19 protein-coding genes are annotated in these 22,268 nt (G+C 63.5%); 12 read left to right on the top strand and 7 right to left on the bottom strand.

Features of this window, described 5'->3' with window-relative positions:
- Window positions 1–92: 92 nt before the first annotated feature.
- Both ECTHA_RS18545 and msrA read left to right on the top strand, forming a co-directional pair.
- Window positions 93–671, top strand: coding sequence for a hypothetical protein (locus ECTHA_RS18545; RefSeq protein ID WP_025280211.1), 579 nt, complete (start codon window positions 93–95; stop codon window positions 669–671).
- A 171-nt stretch (window positions 672–842) separates the two neighbouring features.
- Window positions 843–1,484 carry a peptide-methionine (S)-S-oxide reductase MsrA gene (msrA, locus tag ECTHA_RS0114760; RefSeq protein ID WP_025280212.1) on the top strand — a complete coding sequence of 214 codons (642 nt, stop codon included), beginning with the start codon at window positions 843–845 and terminating at the stop codon, window positions 1,482–1,484.
- Here msrA and ECTHA_RS0114765 read toward each other — a convergent pair.
- The 7 genes from ECTHA_RS0114765 to ECTHA_RS18555 all read right to left on the bottom strand — a co-directional run bounded on the left by ECTHA_RS0114765 (window position 1,472) and on the right by ECTHA_RS18555 (window position 12,812).
- Window positions 1,472–2,572 carry a hypothetical protein gene (locus ECTHA_RS0114765; RefSeq protein WP_025280213.1) on the bottom strand — a complete coding sequence of 367 codons (1,101 nt, stop codon included), beginning with the start codon at window positions 2,570–2,572 and terminating at the stop codon, window positions 1,472–1,474. The two genes, msrA and ECTHA_RS0114765, sit on opposite strands and share 13 nt — an antisense overlap.
- 117 nt (window positions 2,573–2,689) lie before the next feature.
- Window positions 2,690–3,859, bottom strand: coding sequence for a hypothetical protein (locus ECTHA_RS0114770; RefSeq protein ID WP_025280214.1), 1,170 nt, complete (start codon window positions 3,857–3,859; stop codon window positions 2,690–2,692).
- Between the two features lie 15 nt (window positions 3,860–3,874).
- Window positions 3,875–4,321, bottom strand: coding sequence for a hypothetical protein (locus ECTHA_RS0114775; protein WP_025280215.1), 447 nt, complete (start codon window positions 4,319–4,321; stop codon window positions 3,875–3,877).
- Between the two features lie 75 nt (window positions 4,322–4,396).
- Entirely contained in the window at window positions 4,397–5,191 is a 795-nt protein-coding gene (locus ECTHA_RS0114780; protein WP_026623843.1) for a gamma-glutamyl-gamma-aminobutyrate hydrolase family protein, read from the bottom strand.
- A 3-nt stretch (window positions 5,192–5,194) separates the two neighbouring features.
- On the bottom strand, window positions 5,195–6,193 hold the full coding sequence (locus tag ECTHA_RS18550) for an amidoligase family protein (protein WP_025280217.1): 999 nt from the start codon (window positions 6,191–6,193) through the stop codon (window positions 5,195–5,197).
- Window positions 6,190–7,101 carry a diguanylate cyclase domain-containing protein gene (locus ECTHA_RS0114790; RefSeq protein ID WP_026623844.1) on the bottom strand — a complete coding sequence of 304 codons (912 nt, stop codon included), beginning with the start codon at window positions 7,099–7,101 and terminating at the stop codon, window positions 6,190–6,192. Before ECTHA_RS0114790 ends, ECTHA_RS18550 begins: the two co-directional genes overlap by 4 nt.
- An 8-nt stretch (window positions 7,102–7,109) precedes the next feature.
- Window positions 7,110–12,812, bottom strand: a complete 5,703-nt coding sequence (locus tag ECTHA_RS18555; RefSeq protein ID WP_025280219.1) for a PAS domain S-box protein — start codon at window positions 12,810–12,812, stop codon at window positions 7,110–7,112.
- A 185-nt stretch (window positions 12,813–12,997) separates the two neighbouring features.
- Here ECTHA_RS18555 and ECTHA_RS19135 point away from each other — a divergent pair, with 185 nt between their 5' ends.
- The 10 genes from ECTHA_RS19135 (at window position 12,998) to ubiE (ending at window position 22,228) form a co-directional block, all read left to right on the top strand.
- Window positions 12,998–14,674, top strand: coding sequence for a diguanylate cyclase domain-containing protein (locus ECTHA_RS19135; RefSeq protein ID WP_025280220.1), 1,677 nt, complete (start codon window positions 12,998–13,000; stop codon window positions 14,672–14,674).
- 728 nt (window positions 14,675–15,402) lie between these two features.
- Window positions 15,403–15,675 (top strand): DUF4258 domain-containing protein, encoded by a 273-nt coding sequence (locus ECTHA_RS0114805; RefSeq protein ID WP_025280221.1) that lies wholly within the window; start codon window positions 15,403–15,405, stop codon window positions 15,673–15,675.
- A 1-nt stretch (window position 15,676) separates the two neighbouring features.
- Window positions 15,677–15,979, top strand: coding sequence for a CopG family antitoxin (locus ECTHA_RS0114810; RefSeq protein WP_025280222.1), 303 nt, complete (start codon window positions 15,677–15,679; stop codon window positions 15,977–15,979).
- 273 nt (window positions 15,980–16,252) lie between these two features.
- Window positions 16,253–17,089, top strand: coding sequence for a diaminopimelate epimerase (dapF, locus tag ECTHA_RS0114815; protein WP_025280223.1), 837 nt, complete (start codon window positions 16,253–16,255; stop codon window positions 17,087–17,089).
- Complete coding sequence (locus ECTHA_RS0114820) at window positions 17,086–17,784, top strand: DUF484 family protein (protein ID WP_025280224.1); 699 nt, start codon at window positions 17,086–17,088, stop codon at window positions 17,782–17,784. The genes dapF and ECTHA_RS0114820 overlap by 4 nt, the downstream gene beginning before the upstream one ends.
- Entirely contained in the window at window positions 17,781–18,698 is a 918-nt protein-coding gene (xerC, locus tag ECTHA_RS0114825) for a tyrosine recombinase XerC (RefSeq protein ID WP_025280225.1), read from the top strand. The genes ECTHA_RS0114820 and xerC overlap by 4 nt, the downstream gene beginning before the upstream one ends.
- A gap of 416 nt (window positions 18,699–19,114) precedes the next feature.
- Complete coding sequence (gene hslV, locus ECTHA_RS0114830; RefSeq protein ID WP_025280226.1) at window positions 19,115–19,648, top strand: ATP-dependent protease subunit HslV; 534 nt, start codon at window positions 19,115–19,117, stop codon at window positions 19,646–19,648.
- Between the two features lie 57 nt (window positions 19,649–19,705).
- Window positions 19,706–21,049 carry an ATP-dependent protease ATPase subunit HslU gene (hslU, locus tag ECTHA_RS0114835; protein ID WP_025280227.1) on the top strand — a complete coding sequence of 448 codons (1,344 nt, stop codon included), beginning with the start codon at window positions 19,706–19,708 and terminating at the stop codon, window positions 21,047–21,049.
- Between the two features lie 52 nt (window positions 21,050–21,101).
- The gene (locus tag ECTHA_RS0114840) at window positions 21,102–21,464 is read left to right on the top strand and encodes a gamma-butyrobetaine hydroxylase family protein (protein WP_025280228.1); all 363 of its coding nucleotides are present in this window, start codon (window positions 21,102–21,104) and stop codon (window positions 21,462–21,464) included.
- 14 nt (window positions 21,465–21,478) lie between these two features.
- Window positions 21,479–22,228, top strand: coding sequence for a bifunctional demethylmenaquinone methyltransferase/2-methoxy-6-polyprenyl-1,4-benzoquinol methylase UbiE (gene ubiE / locus ECTHA_RS0114845; RefSeq protein WP_025280229.1), 750 nt, complete (start codon window positions 21,479–21,481; stop codon window positions 22,226–22,228).
- Window positions 22,229–22,268: the final 40 nt, after the last annotated feature.

A 22,268-nucleotide genomic window follows, 5' to 3' on the forward strand; every position in this document is an offset into this window, starting at 1 on the left:
CCACGGGACAGCTCCCTCTCCCGTCGTTGGGGGAGAGCGGGGTCCCGGCAGTCGTGATCGGTAAGCTGCCTGCGCGATAAGGAGGAGGCAAAGTGGGAGACAAAGCCTACCTGGTGGCGGTGACCGGGCAGTTGGTGGAAGGGGTCGACCCGGCCACCGCCCAGGCCAACCTGGCCCGCCTGTTCCGCATCCCCGAGGCGCGGGCGGCGGCAATGCTCTCGGGCAAGCCCGTGGTCATCAAGAAGGGTGTGGACGAGGCCACGGCCCGTCGCTATCAGGCCTCCCTCAGGGAGGCCGGCGTTCTGGCCCGGCTGATGGCCTGTGCCCCGGAGTCGGGTGACTCGCCCGTTGCCGGCGCCGAACCGGAGTCGACGCCCCCCGCGTCCAGTGGTGACCCGAGTGAGTCACCCAACTCACCGGTTGCACAGGCGGAGCCTGCCGGGCCCGACTGGACCCTGGCCCCCGTGGGCACCGATCTGAGCGACCGCGAGGCCCCCCCACCCCTTGAGGTGGACCTCTCGGAACTGACCCTGGCCGAACCCGGTGTCACCCTGGGCACCCCCCGGGATCATCCACCCCTGAAGGTGGATACCAGTGACCTCACCCTGGCACAGCCCCCCGATGAAGAAGATAGGGCATCCACGGAGGAGCCGGACAACCCCCGTCCGTAACCCCAGCACCCGTGGGAGCGGGCCCTGCCCGCGAAGCCCATGCCAGGAAAGACTCCCCAGGTGATCCTGTCCTGTTTCGCCGGCAGGCCGGCTCCCCATCACCAAACTTTCCCGGCCCGGCGCTTTCCAATGGAGGCAAGCCCACCATCCACACCGGGAGGTAGCCCCACCATGTTCTCTTTCATGCGCAAGACCGCCATGCCCCGTCCCGATCAGGCCCTGCCCGGCCGCGACAAACCCATGCCCGTGAGCGAGCACCACGTGGTGCTCAACACCCCCATGAAACCCCCGTATCCCGAAGGCATGGAGACCGCCCTGTTTGGCATGGGCTGTTTCTGGGGGGCCGAGCGGGCCTTCTGGCAGTTGCCCGGGGTGCATGTGACCGCCGTGGGCTATGCGGGCGGCTATACGCCCCATCCCACCTACAAGGAAGTGTGCAGCGGGATGACCGGCCACAACGAGGTGGTGCAGGTGGTGTTCAATCCGCAAAGGGTCAGTTATCAGGACCTGCTCAAGGTCTTCTGGCAGTCCCATGACCCCACTCAGGGCATGCGCCAGGGCAACGACGTGGGCACCCAGTATCGTTCGGGGATCTACACCCATGATGACGACCAGGCCCGACAGGCTGCCGAGTCGCGGGATGTGTATCAGCAGGCCCTGACCGCCAGCGGACGGGGCGCCATTACCACCGAGATCGTGCCGGCACCCACCTTCTATTTTGCCGAAGACGATCATCAACAGTATCTGGCCAAGGTGCCGGGAGGTTATTGCGGTCTGGGGGGCACGGGCATCCCCTGGCCTCAGGCCTCCTGACCCGTCCCGGCACTCAGGATGACGGCACCGCGCTCGTCGACCATGGGGCGGTCGAGCACTGCGGTGGCGGCCACTCGGGGCCAGGCACCCGAGCGGGCGATGGCTCCGGTATCCCGCATCCAGATGCCAGCCAGGGCCAGTTGCAGCAGCCACTGTATGGCCCCGGCATGACCGGTGGCGGCGCCGCTATCCAGGGAGGGGGGCGTGATGGGTTCCGGGGGCAGGGGATCCTCGTCGGGCTCCCGTGGCAGTGACACGCCTTCCGGGATGTCGGCACGCAACGGCCATAGATGCACCTGGCAGCTCCACCATTCCCGATCCCCTTCGGCCCCGTTCCCTGGCGGCAGCAGGATACCATCCAGGCTGGATGCCTCCAGGCCTGCTTGCGTCAGGGCGCTGCTCAGCGCCTGGGCCAGGCCGGAATGCGACCCCGTGGAGTCGGGTCTGGCTGCTGGGGCGGGGCAACTGTCCCAACCCAGAATCCGCACGCCATCGCCTCCATCCCGCAACGGAATGAAGGCCGCCGCCTCGCCCGGGACGATGCCATCCTCGCCGTCCCAGGCCAGCGGCATTTGCTGATCCACCAGGGCCAGCAGGGTGTCCGGGTCCAGCAGGCTATCCGCGCCGCCCAGAAACAGGGCCCGATCCGGATGATGAGAGAATGCCTCCTCTGCATGGTCCAGGAGCGTGACGGCCGACTCATCCAGGCAGACAGGCTGCAACCGGGCCTCTGGATGGCGCAGTCCCTCCTTGCCCATCCAGTTCCAGAGCACTTGCGGGTGCAGCCGTGAGTGTTCAACCAGGGCGGCTCGATACGGCCACAGGACCAGGGCCTGGGCGGGCAGGGGCTGTTGACCCAGTGCCCCTATGAGCAGCGCCTGCACCCGGCCGAGGGTGTCTTGCTGACCGCCGATCGCCGGCACTCCGCGCAGCACCTGATGGCGGCCGCCTGGGGAGGCCAGCGCGGCCGGGTGGGTGAGGCGTTGCTCCATGCCCAGGGGTGTGGAGGCTGCCGCCCAGAGCGCCATGGGATCGCTGCCGGTCGCGGTGCACAGGCGAATGTGGTCCGGGTTGAACGCCAGCGTCATGAACGCCCCTCCTGGACTTCGCTGTTGTCGCGCATGACGACTTGAGTGACACCCATGCACCCACGTGGACGAAGGGTCGGAGGCGGCCGGGCAATCCGGGCGGTGCGGTCAATGAGTTCATGCATGCACCGCCTCCTGAGGGGATATCGCCTGCAGCACCTGGATGTGCGCGGCCAGTTGGCGTCGCCGCTGGTGCTGCCAGTGTTCCCGTGGCGCCGCTGGAGGCGCCTCCAGGGCCAGGGCAAGCCGCAACTGCAGCCCATCGGCCTCACGCCCCGCCGTGGCCATCACGTGGCGGGCCAGGCTCACCGGTGTTTGTGGTGCCCCCTGCCAGAGACGCTGGGAAGCGTGAAGACGAGGGCGCGTCTTTCGCCACCAGGACTGGGCCATCATCTGAGGGTTGGGCCCAGCGCCGGTGTGCAGTGGTCGGGGTCCACGCGGCCCCCGTGGCAGGCGCAGCCCGGACACTGCTTCCAGCGCAGCACGAATGTCACTCAGGTGACGGGGCTGGGAGAGGCCCGCGATCAGGGCATCCACCGCTGCCGGCGTGCCGTTCAGCGCCAGCCCCCAAGCCGCACCCGCATGCCGGGGGAGGGCGTCGACGAGGGTGTCCAGGGCCTCGGGCAGGCCCAGCACGCCCATGAGTCGCAGTACGGCATCGCTGCCTTCCATGTCCTGCAAGTGCTCCAGGCCTTCCCGGGCGGAGATCCGGCCACGGGCACAGGCGCCGCGTACCCACCAATAACGCGCTGCGGTGCCGGCATGACATCCCGGCGGGTCCGGATCGATGGCCGGAGCGTGGGGGTGATCGGCCATCCAGCGCAGCCGCGCCAGCACGGTGTCCGGGTCTTCGGTGGGCGAGGGTTCTGGCAGATCCGCCGGCACCGTGTCCTGGCAGCGGGCGATTTCCCAGCAAAGCGGACGCAGTGCCGGCACCGATCCCAGGGTTCTGAGCCATGGGCCCAGCGGTTCGGGAGGCAGGTGAATCAGCAGCCAGCGCCAGGGGTGTTGTCCGTCCTCGATCAAGGCGCTGACCACGTCCTCCACCGTGGGCCGCTGCTGACTCACCCAGGCGGCGGCACAGCGCAGGAAGTGTGCACAGGCCGAGGCGTCTTCTGGCAGCACGGCCCCGGCGTTGCGGCCCAGTAACAGCCATTGCGTGAGCAGTCGTCGCTCCAGGCGCTCCAGGCTGGCGGCATCGTCCAGTGGCAGCGCCTGGCGCCGGCCGTGTTGATCCCACAGGGCTCGGGCCAGGTCTTCATGTTGTTTCCAGAGAGGCCATTCCATGGCGACGCTCCCGGGTCAGTTGAAGTGGATGCGGGCGGCCAGAAAGTGCATCAGCCGCGCCATGATGCCGTGCAGTTCCCGGCCGCGCATCTCCATGCGGCCTTCGGGTTCCAGGGTCATGGAGGATTCACCGCAACGCAGGTACAGACCGCGCTCCGCCCTCAGATGTACATGCCCGTCCCGCTCGGTCACTGCCTGGGAGGGGGGCGCTTCGCCATGTCGGCGAAGTCGGTCCAGGATCACCGGGCCCGTGGCGGGCTGCAGCAGGACCAGCACACGGTCGCCGGGGCGCAGGGCGGGGGTTGATTGGGCATGGCCCATGGGGGGCAGGGTGGTGCCATCGCAATCCACCCAAAGGGCTTCGCCGGCCTGAGCCTGGAGCACGCGCGCCAGCGTGACACGGCCTGTCCCGGGGGCTGGATGATGGGTGGGGTTCAGCGGCACGATGTCCTTGGCCTGCATGGATGCACTCTCCCTGTGAGCGGGGCGAGGCCCCTGGTGGTGATTGGGCGATTTCCCTTGCCCGCTGATGGAATCCTACTGGGATCGGGCCCTGACCGACAAGTCCCTGCTGGAGTCCACCAGTCCCTGGAACAGCCGCCGATGGCGCGCCTTTTGTGGCAGATACTCCGGATGCCACTGCACCCCAAGAATCAGCGGGGCGTTCCGACTCTCTATGGCCTGGACCACGCCGCTGGCCTCCCGGGCCGCCACCACCAGGTCCTGGCCCAGCTCCGCCACGGCCTGGTTATGCAGGGCGTTGACAGGCAGAGGGTTCGTGCCGGTCAGGGCGGCGATACGTGAGCCTTCGGTGAGAGTGACCACCTTGCGCGGCAGGATGCTGCGCACCTGGGGGTGTTCCCGGTAAAAGCCTTCCAGATTCTGGTGCAGGGTGCCGCCACACACCACGTTCAGCAACTGCATGCCCCGGCAGATGCCCAGGATGGGCAGCCCGCGGTCCAGGGCCTCCCGGATCAGGGCCTGTTCGAGACGATCCCGGTCAGCATCGCCACCATGCAATTTGGTGTACAGCACCCGGCGCAGCAGCCACAGCAGGGGGTAGAGCACGAACCCGAGAATGCGCTGTCGCCAGCCGGTCTCGGTGGCATCGATCTCCCGGATCAGGCTCAGGGGGTCCTGGCCGTAGAGGCCAGGATCCACATCCGCGCCCCCACCCACCACCAGCCCGTCCAGTTCCTGCAAGCTGCGGGGCCGCCCAGGCGTGATGTGAACGGCCTTTCCGCCGGCCCACCGGATGGCCCACCAGGTCATGATCCAGGCAGCCACGCCGCCCCGGTCCGGCCCCGTGACGCCGATGCGGGGTCTTGCCATGGTTCAGTTCCTTAGCCAGTCGGTGACTTTTTCCACCCAGCGCTGACCCTTGCTGGCCAGGGTTTCGGGTTCTGCAGTCAGGTATTCACGGGCCATGGCACCCAGGCGTTGAGGGTCCGAAGCCAGGCGTTCCACCGCCACCCAGGCATTCCAGGGCACGCTCAGATCCCAGTCCGGTTCGTCGATGCGACAGTCCGGCAGGCGATAGTGGAAGGTGGGCCGAGGCCGAATCAGATGATGTTCCACGGGCGCCGCATCGATCTGTTCCTGCGATAGATGAGCGAACAGCGGCAGCATGTCCAATGGCCGATTCCGGGTGGGGTTGTGGGCGAGATAATCATCGATCAGGCCCGACAGGTCCGGGCGATACCCGGAGTCCAGGATCAGGCGGGGGTAGTCCTCGGGGAATGGGTCCACGAAGGGCGTGAGGCGCCGGGACAGATCCGCCTGGGAATGGCTGAGCAGCCAGTCATAGAGGAGCATGAAGGCCTGAAGATGGTGCAGGATGTAATCGGCATCCAGGCGTGCCAGTTCCAGGTTGATCTGCAGGCCGAAGGCGTAAAACAGGGAGCCATGGGTCCCCTTGGCCCCCTCCTGTTGCAGGCGCTGGCGCAGCCTGTCCAGTTCCGGCAGGGCATCGTGGGGGATGGGCGGCGCCACCACCTCATGGGGCACCACCAGTCCGGCCACCTGGGACAGGGCGCTCTCCAGGGCATGGGGCTCCGTGTCCCGGTCGATCTCGACGCCCATGTTCTCCAGGTAATCCAGATATTCCCGGCGCTTGAGCAGGTCGCTGTCCAGTTCCAGGCCAAAATCGCCGAACCGTGTACCGGTTACGTGGTGTTCGAAGGGAGAGTCCTGCTGATGCACACCCCCAAAGAGATCCACGATGGAGCCGGCGATGACATCCAGCGAGATATCCGCCATTTCCATCTCGATGCCCACCCGGCGCAACTCGCCGTGCGGGTTCTGACTGTGAGGCAGGTTTTTGAATTCCGTCATGTATCGGCCCGGTATTGGTTACGCCCGTTCTTCTTGGCCTGATAAAGGGCCGTGTCAGCGGCTTCTTTAAGGTCTTCTGCCGAAGCCTTGGGGTGCTGCGTGGAATGGGTGGCACCGCCTGCGCTGATGGTGATATGGGGCGCCACATCCGAGTACTCATGAGCGATGCCAAGGGAGTTTATCGCCTCGATCATTCCCTTGGCCACATGCCGGGCGCCTTGCGCGTCGGTCTCCGGCAGTAACACCACGAACTCTTCGCCCCCATAACGGGCCACCAGATCCATGGCACGTACGGGTACGCGCTCCAGGGCTTGCGCCACCCGTCTGAGGCAGTCATCCCCGGCCCCATGGCCGTAATGGTCGTTATAGGGCTTGAACTGATCAATGTCGATCATGAGCAGGGAAAGGCATTGATCATTTCGGCTCAACCGGGACCATTCTTCGGCCAGTTTCTGGTCGAAGTAACGCCGGTTATGTATTTCAGTCAGGCCGTCCTGCAGGGATATCTTCTCCAGCAAGTCTGTCTTGAGCTTGAGGTTCACCTGGTTGCGTACCCGTGCGCGCACGACGGCCGGGCTGAAAGGCTTGGAGATATAGTCGGCGGCACCCAGGTTCAGGCCCTCTTCCTCGTCCTTCTCGTGGTCCAGGGCCGTTACAAAAATCACCGGGATGGCCCGGGTGGCCTCGTTGTCCTTGAGCCGGCGGCAGATCTCGTAGCCGTCCATGTCCGGCATGACGATATCCATCAGGATCAGGTCCGGACCCTGCTCGGCCTGGGCCAGTTCCAGTGCCTTTTCGCCCCGCGTGGCGGTCAGGATCCGGTAATCCTCCTTGAGCAGAGAGGCCAATGCATGGATGTTTGTCGGTTGATCGTCAACGATCAGTACCGTCGCTCTTGTATGGGGCACATCAGACCTCAGGAAAGTTTGACGCCGGCCTGCCTTGCCAGCTGTTTGAGCAGCGCGGCCGCTCCATCATGATCGAATTGATCCACCCGTTTTGCCAGCTCCTGGGCGGAGTGTGTATCCAACTGCCGGGCCAGGTAGGAGGTGACCTGATCCAGCTCCTGCTGGTCCACCAGTTCCCCCGAGGCAAGGCATTGCAGGATGTGCCCCATCGCTTCTACCGGGGGCTGTGGGTTTGTGCCCGTAATGCCTTCGGAGCCTTGCGTTTCCGGGAGGGTGGCCAGTTGAGTCAAAACGGTGTCCAGGGCCTCCAGGAAGGCACTTCGGTCGTCGTCGGGAATGGCTTTCCCCCGCTTCAATGCGGTATCCAGGCGATCGGCCCTGTGGGCCAGGTCAAGGGCACCGATGGTGCCCGCCAGACCCTTGAGGGTGTGGATCATCCGTCCCGTGCGTGGATTCTCGGGCTGCTCCAGGCACCCGCGTAGATCGTCGAACTCCGCTTCCATCTGCGCTGCAAAGCGTTGCAGGGTGCGCAGGTACAGGTCTTTGTCGCCGTCGAAACGCTTGAGCCCCACCGCCAGGTCGAAGGCCTTCAGTGTATCAGGCAGCTCCGCGTCCGGGGTGTCTGCGTCCTGGAGTTCGACGCAGATGCCGCTGCTTTGCAGCCACTTCTCCAGGGTGTGCAGCAGCGCCTCACTGTCGATGGGCTTGGCCAGGTGGTCGTTCATGCCGGCGGCCCGCGCCCGCTCGCGATCATCCTCCATCACGGCCGCCGACAGGGCAATGATGGGCAGGTCGGGAAATCGTTCACGGATATGACGGGTGGCCTCGAAGCCGTCCATGACGGGCATCTGAAGATCCATCAGCACCAGGTCGATGGGGTATTGTGCCGCCTGATCCACCGCCTCGCGACCATCATTGGCCAGGATGACCCGTACCTGTGTCTTCTTGAGCATCTCCCGGGCGACCTCCTGGTTCAGGGCGTTGTCCTCCACCAGCAGGATGGTGCGACCCTGAAAACATGGGCATGGCGTCAAATCCCTACCGGATGCCTCGGTCTCTTGTTCCGCCACCGCCTGGTTCATGGCCTCCACCAGGGACCGCGGTGTGACAGGTTTGCTCAAAAAGGCGCTGAAGCGATCCGAATGGGGCACCAGATCTTCCTGGTTGTAGGCGCTGATGATCAGTGCGGGAATGGTCGTCTGCTGCAAATCACCCCGCTGGCGCAGCGTGTGCAATCGATCCAGGGCCTGTAACCCATCCATCTCGCCGGGCATCTTCCAGTCCATGAGGATGAACTCGAAGGGCATGCCGGCCCGCTCCGCCGCCTGGACGGCCTTGATGGCCGCCTCACCGCTGTCGGCTTCCTCCGTCCGGAAACCGTAGCTTTGCAGCATGTTGTTGAGCACGATCCGCGCGGTGGCATGGTCGTCCACCACCAGGACACGGGCACCGGGTCTTATGGATTCATGCGTCGATGCCGGGCCTTGGTCCGATGACAACGGCAGGTTGAGCTCGAAATGGAAGCGGCTGCCTGCCCCCGGGGTGGAATCCAGTTGCAGCACACCTCCCATCCTTTCCAGGAGTTTGCGACTGATCACCAGACCGAGCCCGGTGCCGCCATATTTTCGGGTGGTGGATGTGTCGGCCTGTGAGAAGGCCTGGAACAGCCGGGTCTGCTGGTCCGGATTGATGCCGATACCCGTGTCGCGCACCTCGAAATGCAGGCGCGCGCCCTGCGCGTCACGGCCCAGCCGACGAATGGACAACACCACCTGACCCTGATCGGTGAATTTGATGGCATTGCTGAGCAGGTTGGTGAGCACCTGCCCCAGGCGCAGGGCATCGCCTTCGACGCTGATCGAACCCTGGGTATCCAGCTCGAACACCAGTTCAATGCCCTTCGCGTCGGCTGCCGAGGCAAACAGGGTGCGCATTTGATCGAGCAGATCATCGATGCGGAAACTATGGTCCTCCAGTTCCAGTCTACCGGCTTCGATCTTGGAATAATCCAGGATGTCGTTGATGATGCCCAGCAGCATGCGGGATGAGTCGCGGATCTTGCCCAGGTAATCCCGCTGTTTGGCGTTGAGTGATGTGCTCAGCAGCAGATCACTCAGGCCGATCACGGCGTTCATGGGCGTGCGGATTTCATGGCTCATGTTGGCCAGGAACTGGCTCTTGGCAAGATTGGCCCGTTCGGCTGTTTCCTGTGCCTGCTTGATCTCGGTGAGGTCGTTGTAGACGGCCACCACTTCGCCGGAAGAGAGCCTGAACAGCGTGTTTTCGCGCCAGCCCTTGAGGTGCCCATCGTCATACTGGGAGAGGGGCAGGAATTCGCCCTGCCCGGTACGAGCCACCCGGCGCAAGGCATCCATCAGCCCCATCTCATGGACGGCGGGAAAGCACTCCGTCACTCGCCGACCGATGACGTCCTCGCGCCGCATATGGTCCATTCGCTCAGCGGCGGTGTTGTAGTCGAGGAAGACGAAGTCCTGACCGTCATCCACGGGCCGATAGACCGCCACCCCGCTGCCGGTCTTCTCGAAGATGCCCTGAAAACGCTCCTTCTCCGCCTCCAGGGCCTGCTTGGCACGGGTGGACTCGGTGACGTCCAGGTCGCTGCCCCGGTATCCAAGAAAATTCCCATCCGGGTCGGTCACAGGAAAGGCGTGCGTGGACATCCAGAGGATATTCCCCTGCTTGTGGGCAATGGGATTGATATGTCCCTGAAAGGTCTCGCGGCGGGCAAACCCCTGAAACACCTCGCTCTTGAATCGTTCCCGGCCGTTTTCCGGATGCAGTTCGAAGAAGTACTTCTTGCCCACCAGTTCATCGGGTGAATAGCCCCACACGGTCTCGGCCACCGGGCTCACATAGGCATAGCAGCCTCGGGTATCCACCTCCCAGGTGACATTGCGGCTCTGGGTGGCCAATTGCTGAAGTCGCTCTTCGCGATCCTGGATCTCCTGTTGCGCTCTCTTCTGGGCCGAGATGTCCTGGATGATGGACCAGATCACCTCCCGTCCTTCCGGTGTGGTGGTCTTGAAACCATGGAGCAGCACCGGATAGCGGCTGCCATCCTTGTGGATATATTCCTTCTCGAAGGGCCCGTAGCTCCCGTTTTGGTTCATGGAGTCCAGCATGCGCTGTTCCGCCGGCATGTATTCCGGCGGTGTCAATTGCCAATAGGTGAGTTGCCGGAATTCCTCGGGCGTGTAGCCGGCCGGCTCATTGATGGCCCGGTTGAACTGGATGAACTCTCCCGTGTGGAAGTCGTTCATGGCAATACCCACCGGTGAGAGCTCGAACAAGGCACGGAACCTGGCCTCTTCGGACTCCAGTTTCCGTTCAGCGAGGATGCGCTCCGTGACGTCCTCGTTGACCCCCACCACGCGGGTGGCCTTGCCCTGGTCATCACGGATGGCCCGGGCGATTCCGCGCAAGGTGCGGACCTGGCCATTGCTGGGGCGCTGAACCTGGAGCAGCACATCGAAGGGGGTGTCGTCGCGTACCAGGGCCTCGAAGGCGGCTTGCACCGGGGGCAGGGACTCGGGCAGGAGCGTTTGCGCCCAGTCCGCGAATCGACCACCAAAGTCGTGCTGATGCACACCATAAAGGGCGTGCATCAGATCGTCCCATATCAGCCGGTCGTTCTGGATGTCGTAGTCCCAGATGCCCAGTTGGGCCGCCTCGGTGGCCAGTTTCAGGCGATGCTCGCTGTCACGCACCCGCTGTTCAGTCTGCTTTTGCCGGGTGATGTCCCGGAAGACCCCTAGCAGGCAGTCCTGCCGACCCAGCTTCAGCACACTCACGGTCACATGGACGTCAATGAGGCCGCCATCCTTGCAACGGTGTCGCGTCTCGAAATCATCATGGCCATGAGCCATGACCTTCTGGATATGAAGGGCCACTTCCTCGGGTGTTTCCAGGGCCTCGTAGTCCGGTATGCGCAACTGCGCGAATTCCTCGGCGGTGTAACCCAGTTGCTCATGGGCCCGAGTGTTGAACTGCAGGGTGCGGCCGTCACTCGCGTCGATCAGCAGCGTTGCATCGGGGTAAAGTTCGAACAGGGTGCGAAACCGTTGCTCTTGCGCCTCCAGGGCGTCGCGAGTCTCCAGCGCCTCGGTCTGATCAATGAGATAGCCGCGCACGGACAGCACCTGTCCATCGGCATCGTATTCCGGAAAGGTGTAGTCAATGAAACGCCGGTATTCACCGTCCTGTCGCCTGAGGCGATATTGGGTCTCGATGGACGTGGCATGCCGAGCCAGGTGGGATTCGATCTCTTTGTTGATGCGGTCCAGGTCGTCGGGGTGGAGCAGTTCCGTAAAACCCAGTCGGCTGCCGATGAAGGCCTCCCGTTCATAACCCAGGATGTCGGTCACGTTGGGCGAGATGTACTCGAATGGCCAACCGGGCTCGGCCGACCACAGACAGGCCATCACCGGCCCCCGGGAGAAGAGATCCAGTTCCTGCTCCAGTTGATGGGCCTTGCGGGTTTCGGCACTAATATCCTGCAGGAATAACAGAAAGCCATGCCCCTGGGTCATCGGCTTGGCCTTGAGTTCCACCACCACCGGGTTTCCCTCCCGCCTGATCATCACCTCCCGCCCCTCGAAGGGCCGCCCCTGCAGCATCGCTTCGAACACCCGGCAGCGCTCGGCAGGGATCCAGTCGTGCATGCGGTCGCAGTGCAGCCAGCGGGACTCCCCATGCCCCTGCTGCGCGCAGCGAAAGAAGTCGAGCGCCCGCTGGCCCACCAGTGCATCGGCGGGATAACCCAGCAGTTCGGTGGTGGCCTGGTTGACCCGGGTGACGATGCCCTCCCGGTCGATGACCATGAGGCCGGCCGGTATCTCGTCGGTCAGGCTGGACAGCGCCTGGTTGGTCTCACGCAGTTCCCGATTGAGTGCGTCCAGCTGCTGCTGATGGTCCTTGAGAAGGTTGAACCAACGGTTGTAATACAGGCCGACCAGATCCTTGTGCCCCATCAGGCCCGTGAATCGGCCGCTGTCATCCACCACCACCACACGCTTGATGCGATGCTGGCGGCAGAAGCGCAATGCCTCGGCGACGGTGGTGTCCTTGCTCAGTGTGCGCAGCGGGGTGGTCATGTACGGCTGGATGGGCTGATCCAGGTCGGCGTCGCCATCGATCAGGTGTATCACGTCCCGTTGGGTGAGGATGCCCACGGGAATGCCCTCGTGGATCACGATGGCGGCGCTGAAGTGCCCCTCGTCCATGCGTTCCATCACAGCCCGTATGGAGTGATCTTCCTCCACGGTGAGCGGCTGCAGGGCGTGGATCAACTGCCCGATGCTCTGGCTCTCGGCCAGTACCTCCGGGTCCAGGCTGGCGGCCAGGTCGCTGTAGCTGACAATCCCCTGGAGCGTGCCCTCCTGATCCACCAGGCAGATGTGCTCCGCCTCATTGCGGATGGCGTTCAGTCCCTCCAGGACGGTCTCATCCGGATCCAGGATGGCCGGCTCGGGCAGTTGCAGGTCGCCCAGTGGGGTGGACAGTGGCATCCCACGGATCTGCAGCTTCAGCAGCAGGCTGGAGAGCAGCAGGCGGTAGTCAGAGCCCAGGGTGACCACCACATTGCGGATATTGTGCTGCCGCATGCTGTGCACCGCATCCACCAGTGTGGCGGTCATCGGCAGGGTGATCACCCCGGCGGTGGCGATGCTGCGAAGTTTGGGGAAGAACATCCTTACCTCGTCATGGTTCGTGGGCAGCCATGACCGATAGTACCAAGACGGGGCCTGGCCGTGATGCCCTCGACGACCTGAGTCGCGTCCGTTCGTACGGCCTTTTGCCTGAATGTATTCAAGGGTGCCCGAGGGCGGTATCGTTAACCCACGATGAACGCGAGTTCCTCCTGAAGGAGTATTCCATGGACCCCCCCGGCAAGGATCACGATACCCGTCAGCGCAAATCGCCATTTGGGATGATCCATGCCAGGAATCGCCATCTCCCGCGTCGTCTGGGTCTGCGTCCCCGGCTTTTCACGGCGTTTCTGCTGGTGGCACTGGTCCCCCTGGGGCTGCTGTTCGTGCTCCAGTACCATCACACACGCAGCCTCAACCTGGCCTTTACCGAGGTCAGCCTGGAACGGGTGGCCCAGGTTCAGCAGCGTCGGCTGAATGTGGAACTCGGTCGCATGTTGGATCATATGGACCTGGTGGCCAGTCGCACGCAGATGCGCCTGAGCCTGCGCGCCTACACGCGCACCGGCGACGACGTGCACCGGCAACTGCTCGAGCGCATCCTGCAGGACGCCATCGACCCCATCACCATGCTCGACGGGGCCTGGATTCGTGATGCAGGGGGTCAATTGGTCGCAGGGGTGGAACATCATGGAGGACTGGATCAGACGGATATTCAGCCGCCTTTGCAGGAGGGCTCGCGGGGTCGCCTGGAAATCCACTGGCCCGATGGCGATACCCCCATGATCTGGGTCAGCGGTCCGCTGGAGCTGGATGGTGAGAATATTGGCAGTGTGCATCTGCTGATGCGCTTCGACGACCTGAAGGCCGTGCTGGAAGACTTCCCCCATGAAGGCCTGGGTGGAAAAACCCTGCTGCTGGTGGAGGAGCACGAGCATGACTACAGACCCGTCGGCGCCACGATGCGGACGGACCTTTTCCTCTGCGAACAACGCCGCGAATTCCCGCTCGCTTCCGGTAGTGGACCGGTCAGGGTCTGTGATTACCTGATGGTGGTCCTGCCGCTGGATCATGTTCCGGGCGAGGTGCTGGTCTATGCCTCCCTCGATGTATTGACGGCGGCGCTCAGGGAACAGACGCGTTTCATGCTTTGGACGGTGCTGTTCATGCTGCTGCTTTGTGTGCTCATGGCCCTTGCCTTCACCCGCATGATCTCAAGGCCGGTGACGGTACTGGCCCGGGCCACCCGTGCCTTGCGAGAGCACCGGGGCAATGTACTGGTCAGAGAGCCCTTCTGGGGTGAGTTCACCGAATTGGCCCGCTCCTTCAACCAGTCGGCGGGCATCATCACCCGCCGCACCCATGATCTGAATCGGGAACTGGAGGCCCGGCGTCACGCACAGCGCCAGCTCACCGAGCTTGCCAACACGGACGCCCTCACCGGATTGGTGAATCGCCGCCGGTTCATGGAAATCCTCGAATCCCGGATGCAGGACAGTCTTGAGCTGGGTGGCAGACTGACGCTGCTCTACCTGGATCTGGATGGATTCAAGCCCATCAACGATCAGCTGGGGCATGATGCTGGCGACATCGTTCTGCAGGTGGTGGCCGAGCGTTTACGCCATCTGGTGCGTGGCAAGGATACTGCTGCCCGCCTGGGAGGGGACGAATTTGCCCTGCTGCTCGTGGATGACAATGGCGACAGGCACCCGGACCCCCGCCGCCTGGCCAGGCGCGCCGAGGAACAGTTGTCGCTTCCCATCGAGGCCAAGGGCCGCCTGGTACGGGTCGGCTGCAGCGTCGGTGTCGCCATCGCCGCCCCCGAAGACAAGCCCCAGGATGTGCTCAATCGCGCCGATGCCGCCATGTATCGGATCAAGCAGGCCCGGCGCAAGGGGTGCTGAGGGGGGCGAGGGAATCAGCCTGTTTCTCAGGAAGCTTGCTCTTTCCACAAGGACTCCCGGCGGGCCTGCATAGCCCGGCGTTCGCCAGCTTGGGGAGTTGCAGGTGCCCAGAGGGGATGCCGGCAAGGGTTGGATGGCGCCTCCGGCCAGCCGTCGATGCGGGAAACCACGGATGACCTGCTCCACCCCAATCCGATATTGGTGCACCGATTCCGGTTTGATCCCTTTTGAATCAGATGTTTGCTAAATCGCGACCAGAAGACGTCACTACCCTTGTCCCAAATGCCGCGCTGGCCAGTTGCATGTGGTTGCTGAAATCCCGAAGGCTGTATCTCCCTTCCCTTTCCTGGAGCGACGATGCTAAGTCACTGAAACATCGCTGACGATAAGCCGCTTTGAAGATGGCCTTGGCATAGGTCGGGCTCGACGGCGGCTGAGACATTGAAACCAAGCATGAAATCGGGCTATGTTGAGCTCGAACCGACTGTAAGGGATGCCATCCGAAATGGATGAAATTGTCTGGAAGGAGCCGATGAAGGCCTGTCGCGCTGATCACAGGACTGCAAATACCCTCCTTGGCCCGCTGCGGCCAATACAATTCCCGCTTATAGAGTATGTGCACACACGGCTTCGTCCAACAGACTTTTATCGGCCATGCTGCGCACGGCAGATAAACGCTTATATGTTAGCAAGATGCCAATAGGCATACATTCTGCTAGGCTCGTTTCATGAGGCAAATTAACTGGAATGCTGATAAGAACCAGCAGTTGATGAGCGAGCGCGGCGTGTCCTTTGAGGATGTTCTGTTTGCTCTTCAGTCTGGTGGTTTACTTGATGACGGACCTCACCCCAACCGGGGCAAATATCCGAATCAGCGCCTTTTTGTGGTTCGGATCGACGATTACGCCTGGCTGGTGCCATACGTTGAGAATGATCGAGAGATCTTTCTAAAAACGGTCATCCCCAGTCGAAAGGCCACCAAGACATTTTTAGGAGGGTAGCATGCCCAAGCCCAAATTAGATCCCGAGGAGCAAGAGCTTCTGGAGGCATACGAGTCCGGAGAGTTCGAGTCAGATCTGGATGCTGATCGTCGGGAGTACTTGTCGAAGGCAGCGGAAGAAGCATTCAAGAAAGACAAGCGGATCAATATACGGATCTCCAGTCGCGACTTGGAAGCACTTCAACGTCGGGCTCTGGAAGAGGGGCTTCCTTACCAGTCTCTGGTATCAAGTGTTCTGCACAAGTATGTTTCCGGCGGGCTCATGGACATTTCTGCTAACAAGTCAGGCCAGCGGACACGCTAACGCGCGCCGCTGCCTTCGGCGTTACGGGCGAGCACGGTCACGCCAGTAGCCAGGTTTTCGAGGATGATGAGCAAAAGCCACAATGATCCGGTCATCCCTACGGTCAAGCACCGACGCAGAGAGGCTGAGCCAGTTGCGGGTCAGGGATGACCCCGGTCTGAGTGCCGAGGGATCGGGGCCAAGTGCCCCCCCGCTGGCGCTTGGAGTTCATGGCGGTCGGGATGGCGCCACGTTCTCTTCCCAGCCGGGCATACACCCTTTACGATTTCGTCGATGACACTCTCCTTTACCAAAATGCAAGGCTTGGGCAACGACTTCGTGGTGATCGACGGGGTGCGCCAGGCGATTGAACTCACGCCGGAGCGGGTGCGGTTTCTGGCCCATCGTCGGCTGGGCGTGGGCTGTGATCAGGTGCTGCTGGTGGAGCCGCCCGCGGATCCTGCCAGGGCGGCCTTTCGTTACCGGATCTTCAACGCCGATGGCGGAGAGGTGGAGCAGTGCGGCAACGGCGCCCGCTGCTTTGCCGTGTTCGTGCGGGATCAGGGTCTGACAGACCAGACCCTGATCCCGGTGGAGACCGCCGGGGGGCTGATCCGGCTTCAGGTGGAGGACAATGGCCAGGTCACGGTGAACATGGGCCGGCCACGGTTCGAGCCAGCCGAGATACCGTTTGAGGCGCCTGCGGTGGCACCGTCCTACCCACTGGAAGTGGGGGGAGGCAGCGTGGAGATCGGTGCGGTCTCCATGGGTAATCCCCATGCCGTGGTGCGGGTGGAGGATGTCCTGAAGGCCCCGGTGGAATCCCTCGGGCCCATCATCGAGTCCCATCCACGCTTTCCCAGGCGCGTGAACGCGGGCTTCATGGAAGTGTTGGCGCGGGATCATGTTCGCCTGCGGGTTTTCGAGCGCGGCGCCGGGGAGACCCAGGCCTGCGGCACCGGTGCCTGCGCCGCCGTGGTGTCCGGGCGTACGCGCGGCTGGCTGGACGAGCGGGTGGCGGTGGATCTGCCTGGCGGGCGGCTTGTGATACAGTGGCAGGGCTGCGAAGACGCTCCGGTCTTCATGACCGGCCCCGCGACATCGGTCTTTACGGGTAACATCAAGCTATGAGCACACAAGGCAAGGGCGCGCTGGCCGAAGAGGCCTTGTCCGAGGAGGCGGTGGAGTCCTATCTGCGCGCGCATCCCGATTTCTTCGAACGTCATCTATCCCTGCTGGAGGTGCTGCGCCTGCCTCATCCCAGCGGTGCGGCCGTCTCCCTCATTGAACGCCAGATGGCCGTGATGCGGGACAAGAACCGTGTCCTGGAGCGCAAGCTCATGGATCTGGTGCACACTGCCCGCGAGAACGAGCGTCTCAGCCAGCGCATGCACCAGTTGGCCCTGGGGGTGATGGAGGCGGAGAGCCTGGATGCCGTGCTGGCCATCACCCAGGAGCAGTTGCGTAACGAATTCCGCGCCGACGTGGTGGTGGTGCGTCTCTGCGGCGACCCGGCCCAGGGCATGCACTTCATGGCGGAGGACGACCCGGCCATGCAGAGCCTGGCCCATCTGTTCGAGCATCGCCGCCCGGTGTGCGGGCGCCTGTCGGACACTCAGCTCCAGGCCCTGTTCTCCACGGAAGATGCTCCCGGTGTGGCCTCGGCCGTGGCCGTGCCGCTGCTGAACGGCACCCAGCCCCTGGGCTTCGTGGCCCTGGGTAGCCAGGAAGCCTCGCGGTTCCATCCGGGGATGGGTACCCTGTTCCTGGGTTACCTGGGCGAGATCATCTCCCACGCCGTTGGGGGCCGTCTGGGGCAGGCATGAAGATACCCCTGGATCCCTGGATCGATGCCTACCTGGGGCATCTGGACCGGGAACGGGGCTGCTCGCCGCATACCCTCAGCAATTACCGCCGGGATCTTTTGGTCCTGCAGGGGCATGTGGCGTTGTCAGCGTCGTCGGATGGCCGTGACTGGGCGACGGTCACGGTCCACGACATCCGCGCATTGGTATCGGCACTTCACCGGGCCGGCAAGGCCGGCCGAAGCCTGCAACGGCTGCTCTCCTCGGTGCGTGGATTCTTCAATTATCTCATCCGTGAGGGCGTGCTAAGCGCCAATCCTGCCCAGGGCATCCGTGCACCGCGCACCGCCCGCAAGCTGCCCGAGGTGCTGGATGCCGAGCAGGTGGCGCGCCTGGTGGAGGTGCCTGGGGATGACCTGTTGCTGGTGCGGGACCGAGCCCTGCTGGAGCTGTTCTATTCCTCTGGTCTGCGCCTGGCCGAACTCACCGACCTGAACTGCACCGACCTGGATGTGGCGGATGCCATGGTGCGGGTGACCGGCAAGGGCCGCAAGACGCGCACCCTGCCGGTGGGCCGCAAGGCCCTGGCCGCCCTGGAGGCCTGGTTGAAGCACCGCGGCGAGTGGGCGGCACCGGACGAGTCGGCCCTGTTCGTGAGCCGTCGCGGAGGGCGTCTCACGCCCCGCTCGGTGCAAAAGCGCATGGCCGGTCATGCCGTCACCCAGGGTCTGGAGCGGCGCGTTCATCCGCACCTGCTGCGCCATTCCTTCGCCAGCCATCTGCTGGAGTCCTCCCAGGATCTGCGTGCCGTTCAGGAGTTGTTGGGGCATGCCGACATCGGCACCACCCAGATCTACACCCATCTGGACTATCAGCACCTGGCGCGGGTGTATGACGCGGCGCATCCTCGGGCAAGGCGCAAGGACAAGGGCTGATCCTGTTCCTGGTGGGAGCGGGCCTTGCCCGCGAAGGCAGTGGGCACAGGGCCTGGTCCGGGCGCTGCTGGCGCAGCGCATCGCTGGCAGGCCAGCTCCCACGGGGGCGATGTGGCCGAAAATGGGCCTTGGAAAAGAACGCCGAACTGTCCGGCCCTTGGGGTGTCCGGGTTCCTGTCAGCGGGCTTCAGCCGCGGGAAGCGGCTGCAGAGCCTACAGGGATGTATTCACGGCGTCCCGCTGACAGGAACCCGGACGCCCCAAGGGCCACTCCGATCCCAGGTTTGGGTGGCAGACTTGAGGCGTTTTGCCATTGGCGGCAGGGGGTCTCTTCCAGCGGGGCCGTTGCCCATCCCTCATGGCTGTTCTTTCCGTTACAATGCCCCTTTTGAATGACGGCACATCGGAGTTTGTCCTTGGAACAGTTTCGCGGCACCACCATCGTCAGCGTCCGTCGCAATGGCCGGGTCGCCCTGGGCGGCGACGGACAGGTTTCCCTGGGGAACACCATCATGAAGGGGAACGCCCGCAAGGTGCGGCGCCTGCATCATGACAAGGTGCTGGCCGGTTTCGCCGGCGGCACCGCCGACGCCTTCACCCTGTTCGAGCGCTTCGAGGGCAAGCTGGAAAAATACAGCGGCAACCTGGTGCGCGCCGCCGTGGAACTGGCCAAGGACTGGCGCACCGAGCGCAGCCTGCGTCGCCTGGAGGCCCTGCTGGCGGTGGCCGATCAGGAGGCCTCGCTGATCATCTCCGGCAATGGCGATGTGATCGAGCCCGAGGAAGGCCTGATCGCCATCGGCTCCGGCGGCCCGTTCGCCCAGGCGGCGGCCCGTGCCCTGATGGAAAACACGGAACTGGAGGCCCGGGAGATCACCGAAAAGGCCTTGAACATCGCTGCCGATATCTGCATCTATACCAACCGCAACCTGAGCATGGAAGAACTGTGATGCTCGGTTGCGTTGCGGTCAAACCCCAGTCCCCATGCCTTGTGAAGGGATGTTCCCATGTCTGAGATGACACCCAGAGAAATCGTTCAGGAGCTGGACCGCTTCATCATCGGTCAGGATCCTGCCAAACGCTCGGTGGCCATCGCCCTGCGCAATCGCTGGCGCCGCCAGCAACTGCCGCCGGAGCTGGCCCGGGAGGTCACCCCCAAGAACATCCTCATGATCGGCCCCACCGGGGTGGGCAAGACGGAGATTGCCCGGCGCCTGGCGCGTCTGGCCAATGCCCCGTTCATCAAGGTGGAGGCCACCAAGTTCACGGAAGTGGGCTATGTGGGGCGGGATGTGGAATCCATCATCCGCGATCTGGTGGAGGCCGCAGTGAAGATGGTGCGCGAGCAGGAAATGGAAAAGATGCGCCCCCGCGCCGAAGAGGCCGCCGAGGAACGCATTCTGGACGCCCTGCTGCCGCCACCGCGCAGCAGCGGCACCGGATTCATGGCAGAAGAACCCCAGCCCACCCGCCAGGATAACGAGACCCGGCAGAAATTCCGCAAACGCCTGCGGGAAGGCAAGCTGGACGACAAGGAGATCGACATCCAGGTGCAGGCCATTCCCTCCGGCGTGGAGATCATGTCACCACCGGGCATGGAGGACATGGCCAGCCAACTGCAGGGTCTTTTCCAGAACCTGGGTGGCCAACGCACCCGTAATCGCAAGCTCAAGATCAAGGAAGCCTTCAAGCTCATCACCGATGAGGAGGCCGCGCGCCTGCTCAACGATGAGGACATCAAGCTGCGTGCCGTCTCCCATGTGGAGCAGAACGGCATCGTCTTCCTGGACGAGATCGACAAGGTGGTACGCAAGGGGGAATACAGCGGGGGCGACGTCTCCCGCGAGGGTGTGCAGCGCGACCTGCTGCCCCTGGTGGAAGGCTGCACCGTGAGCACCAAGGTGGGCTCGGTGCACACTGACCACATCCTGTTCATTGCCTCCGGCGCCTTTCATCTTTCCAAACCCTCGGACCTGATCCCCGAGCTGCAGGGACGGCTGCCCATCCGGGTGGAACTTGAGGCGCTGACCGCTGCGGACTTCGTGCGCATCCTCACCGAACCCAAGGCCTCCCTCACCGAGCAATACGCTGCCCTGATGGCCACCGAAGGAGTGACCGTGGAGTTCACCGAGGATGGTGTGCACCGTCTGGCGGAGATCGCCTTCCAGGTGAACGAGCGCACCGAGAATATTGGTGCGCGGCGACTGCATACCGTGATGGAGCGGGTGGTGGAGGTCATCTCCTACGAGGCCCCCGACTGCTCCAGCCCCATCCGCATCGACGCCGAATACGTGAACCAGCGTCTGGATGATCTGGTTCAGGACGAGGATCTGAGCCGTTACATCCTCTAGGGTTCGTCACCGGTCCGGGGGTTAGCCCCCTCGGCGAGGGAGTACCAACACGATGACCACCAAGAACCGCCCCACCGACATCCGGCTGCACCAGCAGTCGCGTGTTCTGGAACTGGTCTACACGGATGGCGAGACGCATCGGCTCAGCTGCGAGTTCTTGCGGGTACATTCGCCTTCGGCAGAGGTCACCGGCCATGGGCCGGGCCAGGAGGTGCTGCAGGTGGGCAAGGAAGACGTGAACATCACCGGCATCGAGCCGGTGGGCCATTACGGCATCAAGCTGGTGTTCTCCGATGGACACGACACCGGCATCTTCGACTGGAACTATCTTTACCACCTGGGCGTCAACCAGACCCAGTTGTGGGACAAGTACCTGGAACGACTGGCGGCCGCAGGCCACCAGCGCAAGGGTTGATAACGGGAGCAGGCATGTCCGACGACAACACCACTGATTTCGGCTACGAACGTGTGCCGACCACGGAAAAGGCCAAACGGGTAGGGCAGGTGTTCCACTCCGTGGCTCAGCGCTACGATGTGATGAACGACCTGATGTCCATGGGCATCCATCGCGTATGGAAGCGCTTCACGATTGAGGTGGCTGCGGCTCGCCCGGGCTGGAAGATCCTGGACCTGGCCGGGGGTACCGGTGACCTGGCCGCCAGGTTCTCGCGCATCGTCGGGCCCAAGGGGCATGTGGTGCTCTGCGACATCAATGCCTCCATGCTGGAATGCGGCCGCGCCCGCCTGGTGGATGAAGGCCTGGTGGAAAACCTCAACTACGTGCAGGGCAATGCCGAATGCCTGCCGTATCCGGATGATTATTTCGACCTGATCACCATCGCCTTCGGCCTGCGCAACGTGACCGACAAGAACAAGGCCCTGTCGTCCATGCTGCGGGTGCTGAAGCCCGGCGGCAAGCTGCTGGTGCTGGAGTTCTCCCAACCCACGTCCAAGGGCTTCAGCCAGATCTATGATCTGTACAGCTTCAAGGCCCTGCCGATGATGGGCAAGCTGGTGGCCAACGATGCCGGCAGCTATCGCTACCTGGCGGAGAGCATCCGCATGCACCCGGACCAGGAAACCCTCAAGCAGATGATGGAAACAGCGGGTTTCGAGCGCTGCGACTACCACAACCTCACCGGGGGCGTGGTGGCGCTGCACAAGGGCTACAAGCTGTAGACACAATAGGTACCCCGGTGGTTTGACCAAAACCTCCCGG

This window comes from Ectothiorhodospira haloalkaliphila ATCC 51935, assembly GCF_000633935.1.
Lineage (GTDB): Bacteria > Pseudomonadota > Gammaproteobacteria > Ectothiorhodospirales > Ectothiorhodospiraceae > Ectothiorhodospira > Ectothiorhodospira haloalkaliphila.

What these genes read in the sequence shown, in the direction of transcription:
- ubiE (WP_025280229.1), top strand. Translation starts at nt 21,479, where the DNA reads ATGTCCGACGACAACACCACTGATTTCGGCTACGAACGTGTGCCGACC.
- ECTHA_RS0114780 (WP_026623843.1), bottom strand. Translation starts at nt 5,191, where the DNA reads ATGGCAAGACCCCGCATCGGCGTCACGGGGCCGGACCGGGGCGGCGTG.
- ECTHA_RS0114810 (WP_025280222.1), top strand. Translation starts at nt 15,677, where the DNA reads ATGCCCAAGCCCAAATTAGATCCCGAGGAGCAAGAGCTTCTGGAGGCA.
- ECTHA_RS0114775 (WP_025280215.1), bottom strand. Translation starts at nt 4,321, where the DNA reads ATGCAGGCCAAGGACATCGTGCCGCTGAACCCCACCCATCATCCAGCC.
- ECTHA_RS18555 (WP_025280219.1), bottom strand. Translation starts at nt 12,812, where the DNA reads ATGTTCTTCCCCAAACTTCGCAGCATCGCCACCGCCGGGGTGATCACC.
- ECTHA_RS19135 (WP_025280220.1), top strand. Translation starts at nt 12,998, where the DNA reads ATGGACCCCCCCGGCAAGGATCACGATACCCGTCAGCGCAAATCGCCA.
- ECTHA_RS18550 (WP_025280217.1), bottom strand. Translation starts at nt 6,193, where the DNA reads ATGACGGAATTCAAAAACCTGCCTCACAGTCAGAACCCGCACGGCGAG.
- xerC (WP_025280225.1), top strand. Translation starts at nt 17,781, where the DNA reads ATGAAGATACCCCTGGATCCCTGGATCGATGCCTACCTGGGGCATCTG.
- dapF (WP_025280223.1), top strand. Translation starts at nt 16,253, where the DNA reads ATGACACTCTCCTTTACCAAAATGCAAGGCTTGGGCAACGACTTCGTG.
- ECTHA_RS0114840 (WP_025280228.1), top strand. Translation starts at nt 21,102, where the DNA reads ATGACCACCAAGAACCGCCCCACCGACATCCGGCTGCACCAGCAGTCG.
- ECTHA_RS0114820 (WP_025280224.1), top strand. Translation starts at nt 17,086, where the DNA reads ATGAGCACACAAGGCAAGGGCGCGCTGGCCGAAGAGGCCTTGTCCGAG.
- ECTHA_RS0114805 (WP_025280221.1), top strand. Translation starts at nt 15,403, where the DNA reads ATGAGGCAAATTAACTGGAATGCTGATAAGAACCAGCAGTTGATGAGC.
- ECTHA_RS0114765 (WP_025280213.1), bottom strand. Translation starts at nt 2,572, where the DNA reads ATGACGCTGGCGTTCAACCCGGACCACATTCGCCTGTGCACCGCGACC.
- hslU (WP_025280227.1), top strand. Translation starts at nt 19,706, where the DNA reads ATGTCTGAGATGACACCCAGAGAAATCGTTCAGGAGCTGGACCGCTTC.
- ECTHA_RS0114770 (WP_025280214.1), bottom strand. Translation starts at nt 3,859, where the DNA reads ATGGAATGGCCTCTCTGGAAACAACATGAAGACCTGGCCCGAGCCCTG.
- msrA (WP_025280212.1), top strand. Translation starts at nt 843, where the DNA reads ATGTTCTCTTTCATGCGCAAGACCGCCATGCCCCGTCCCGATCAGGCC.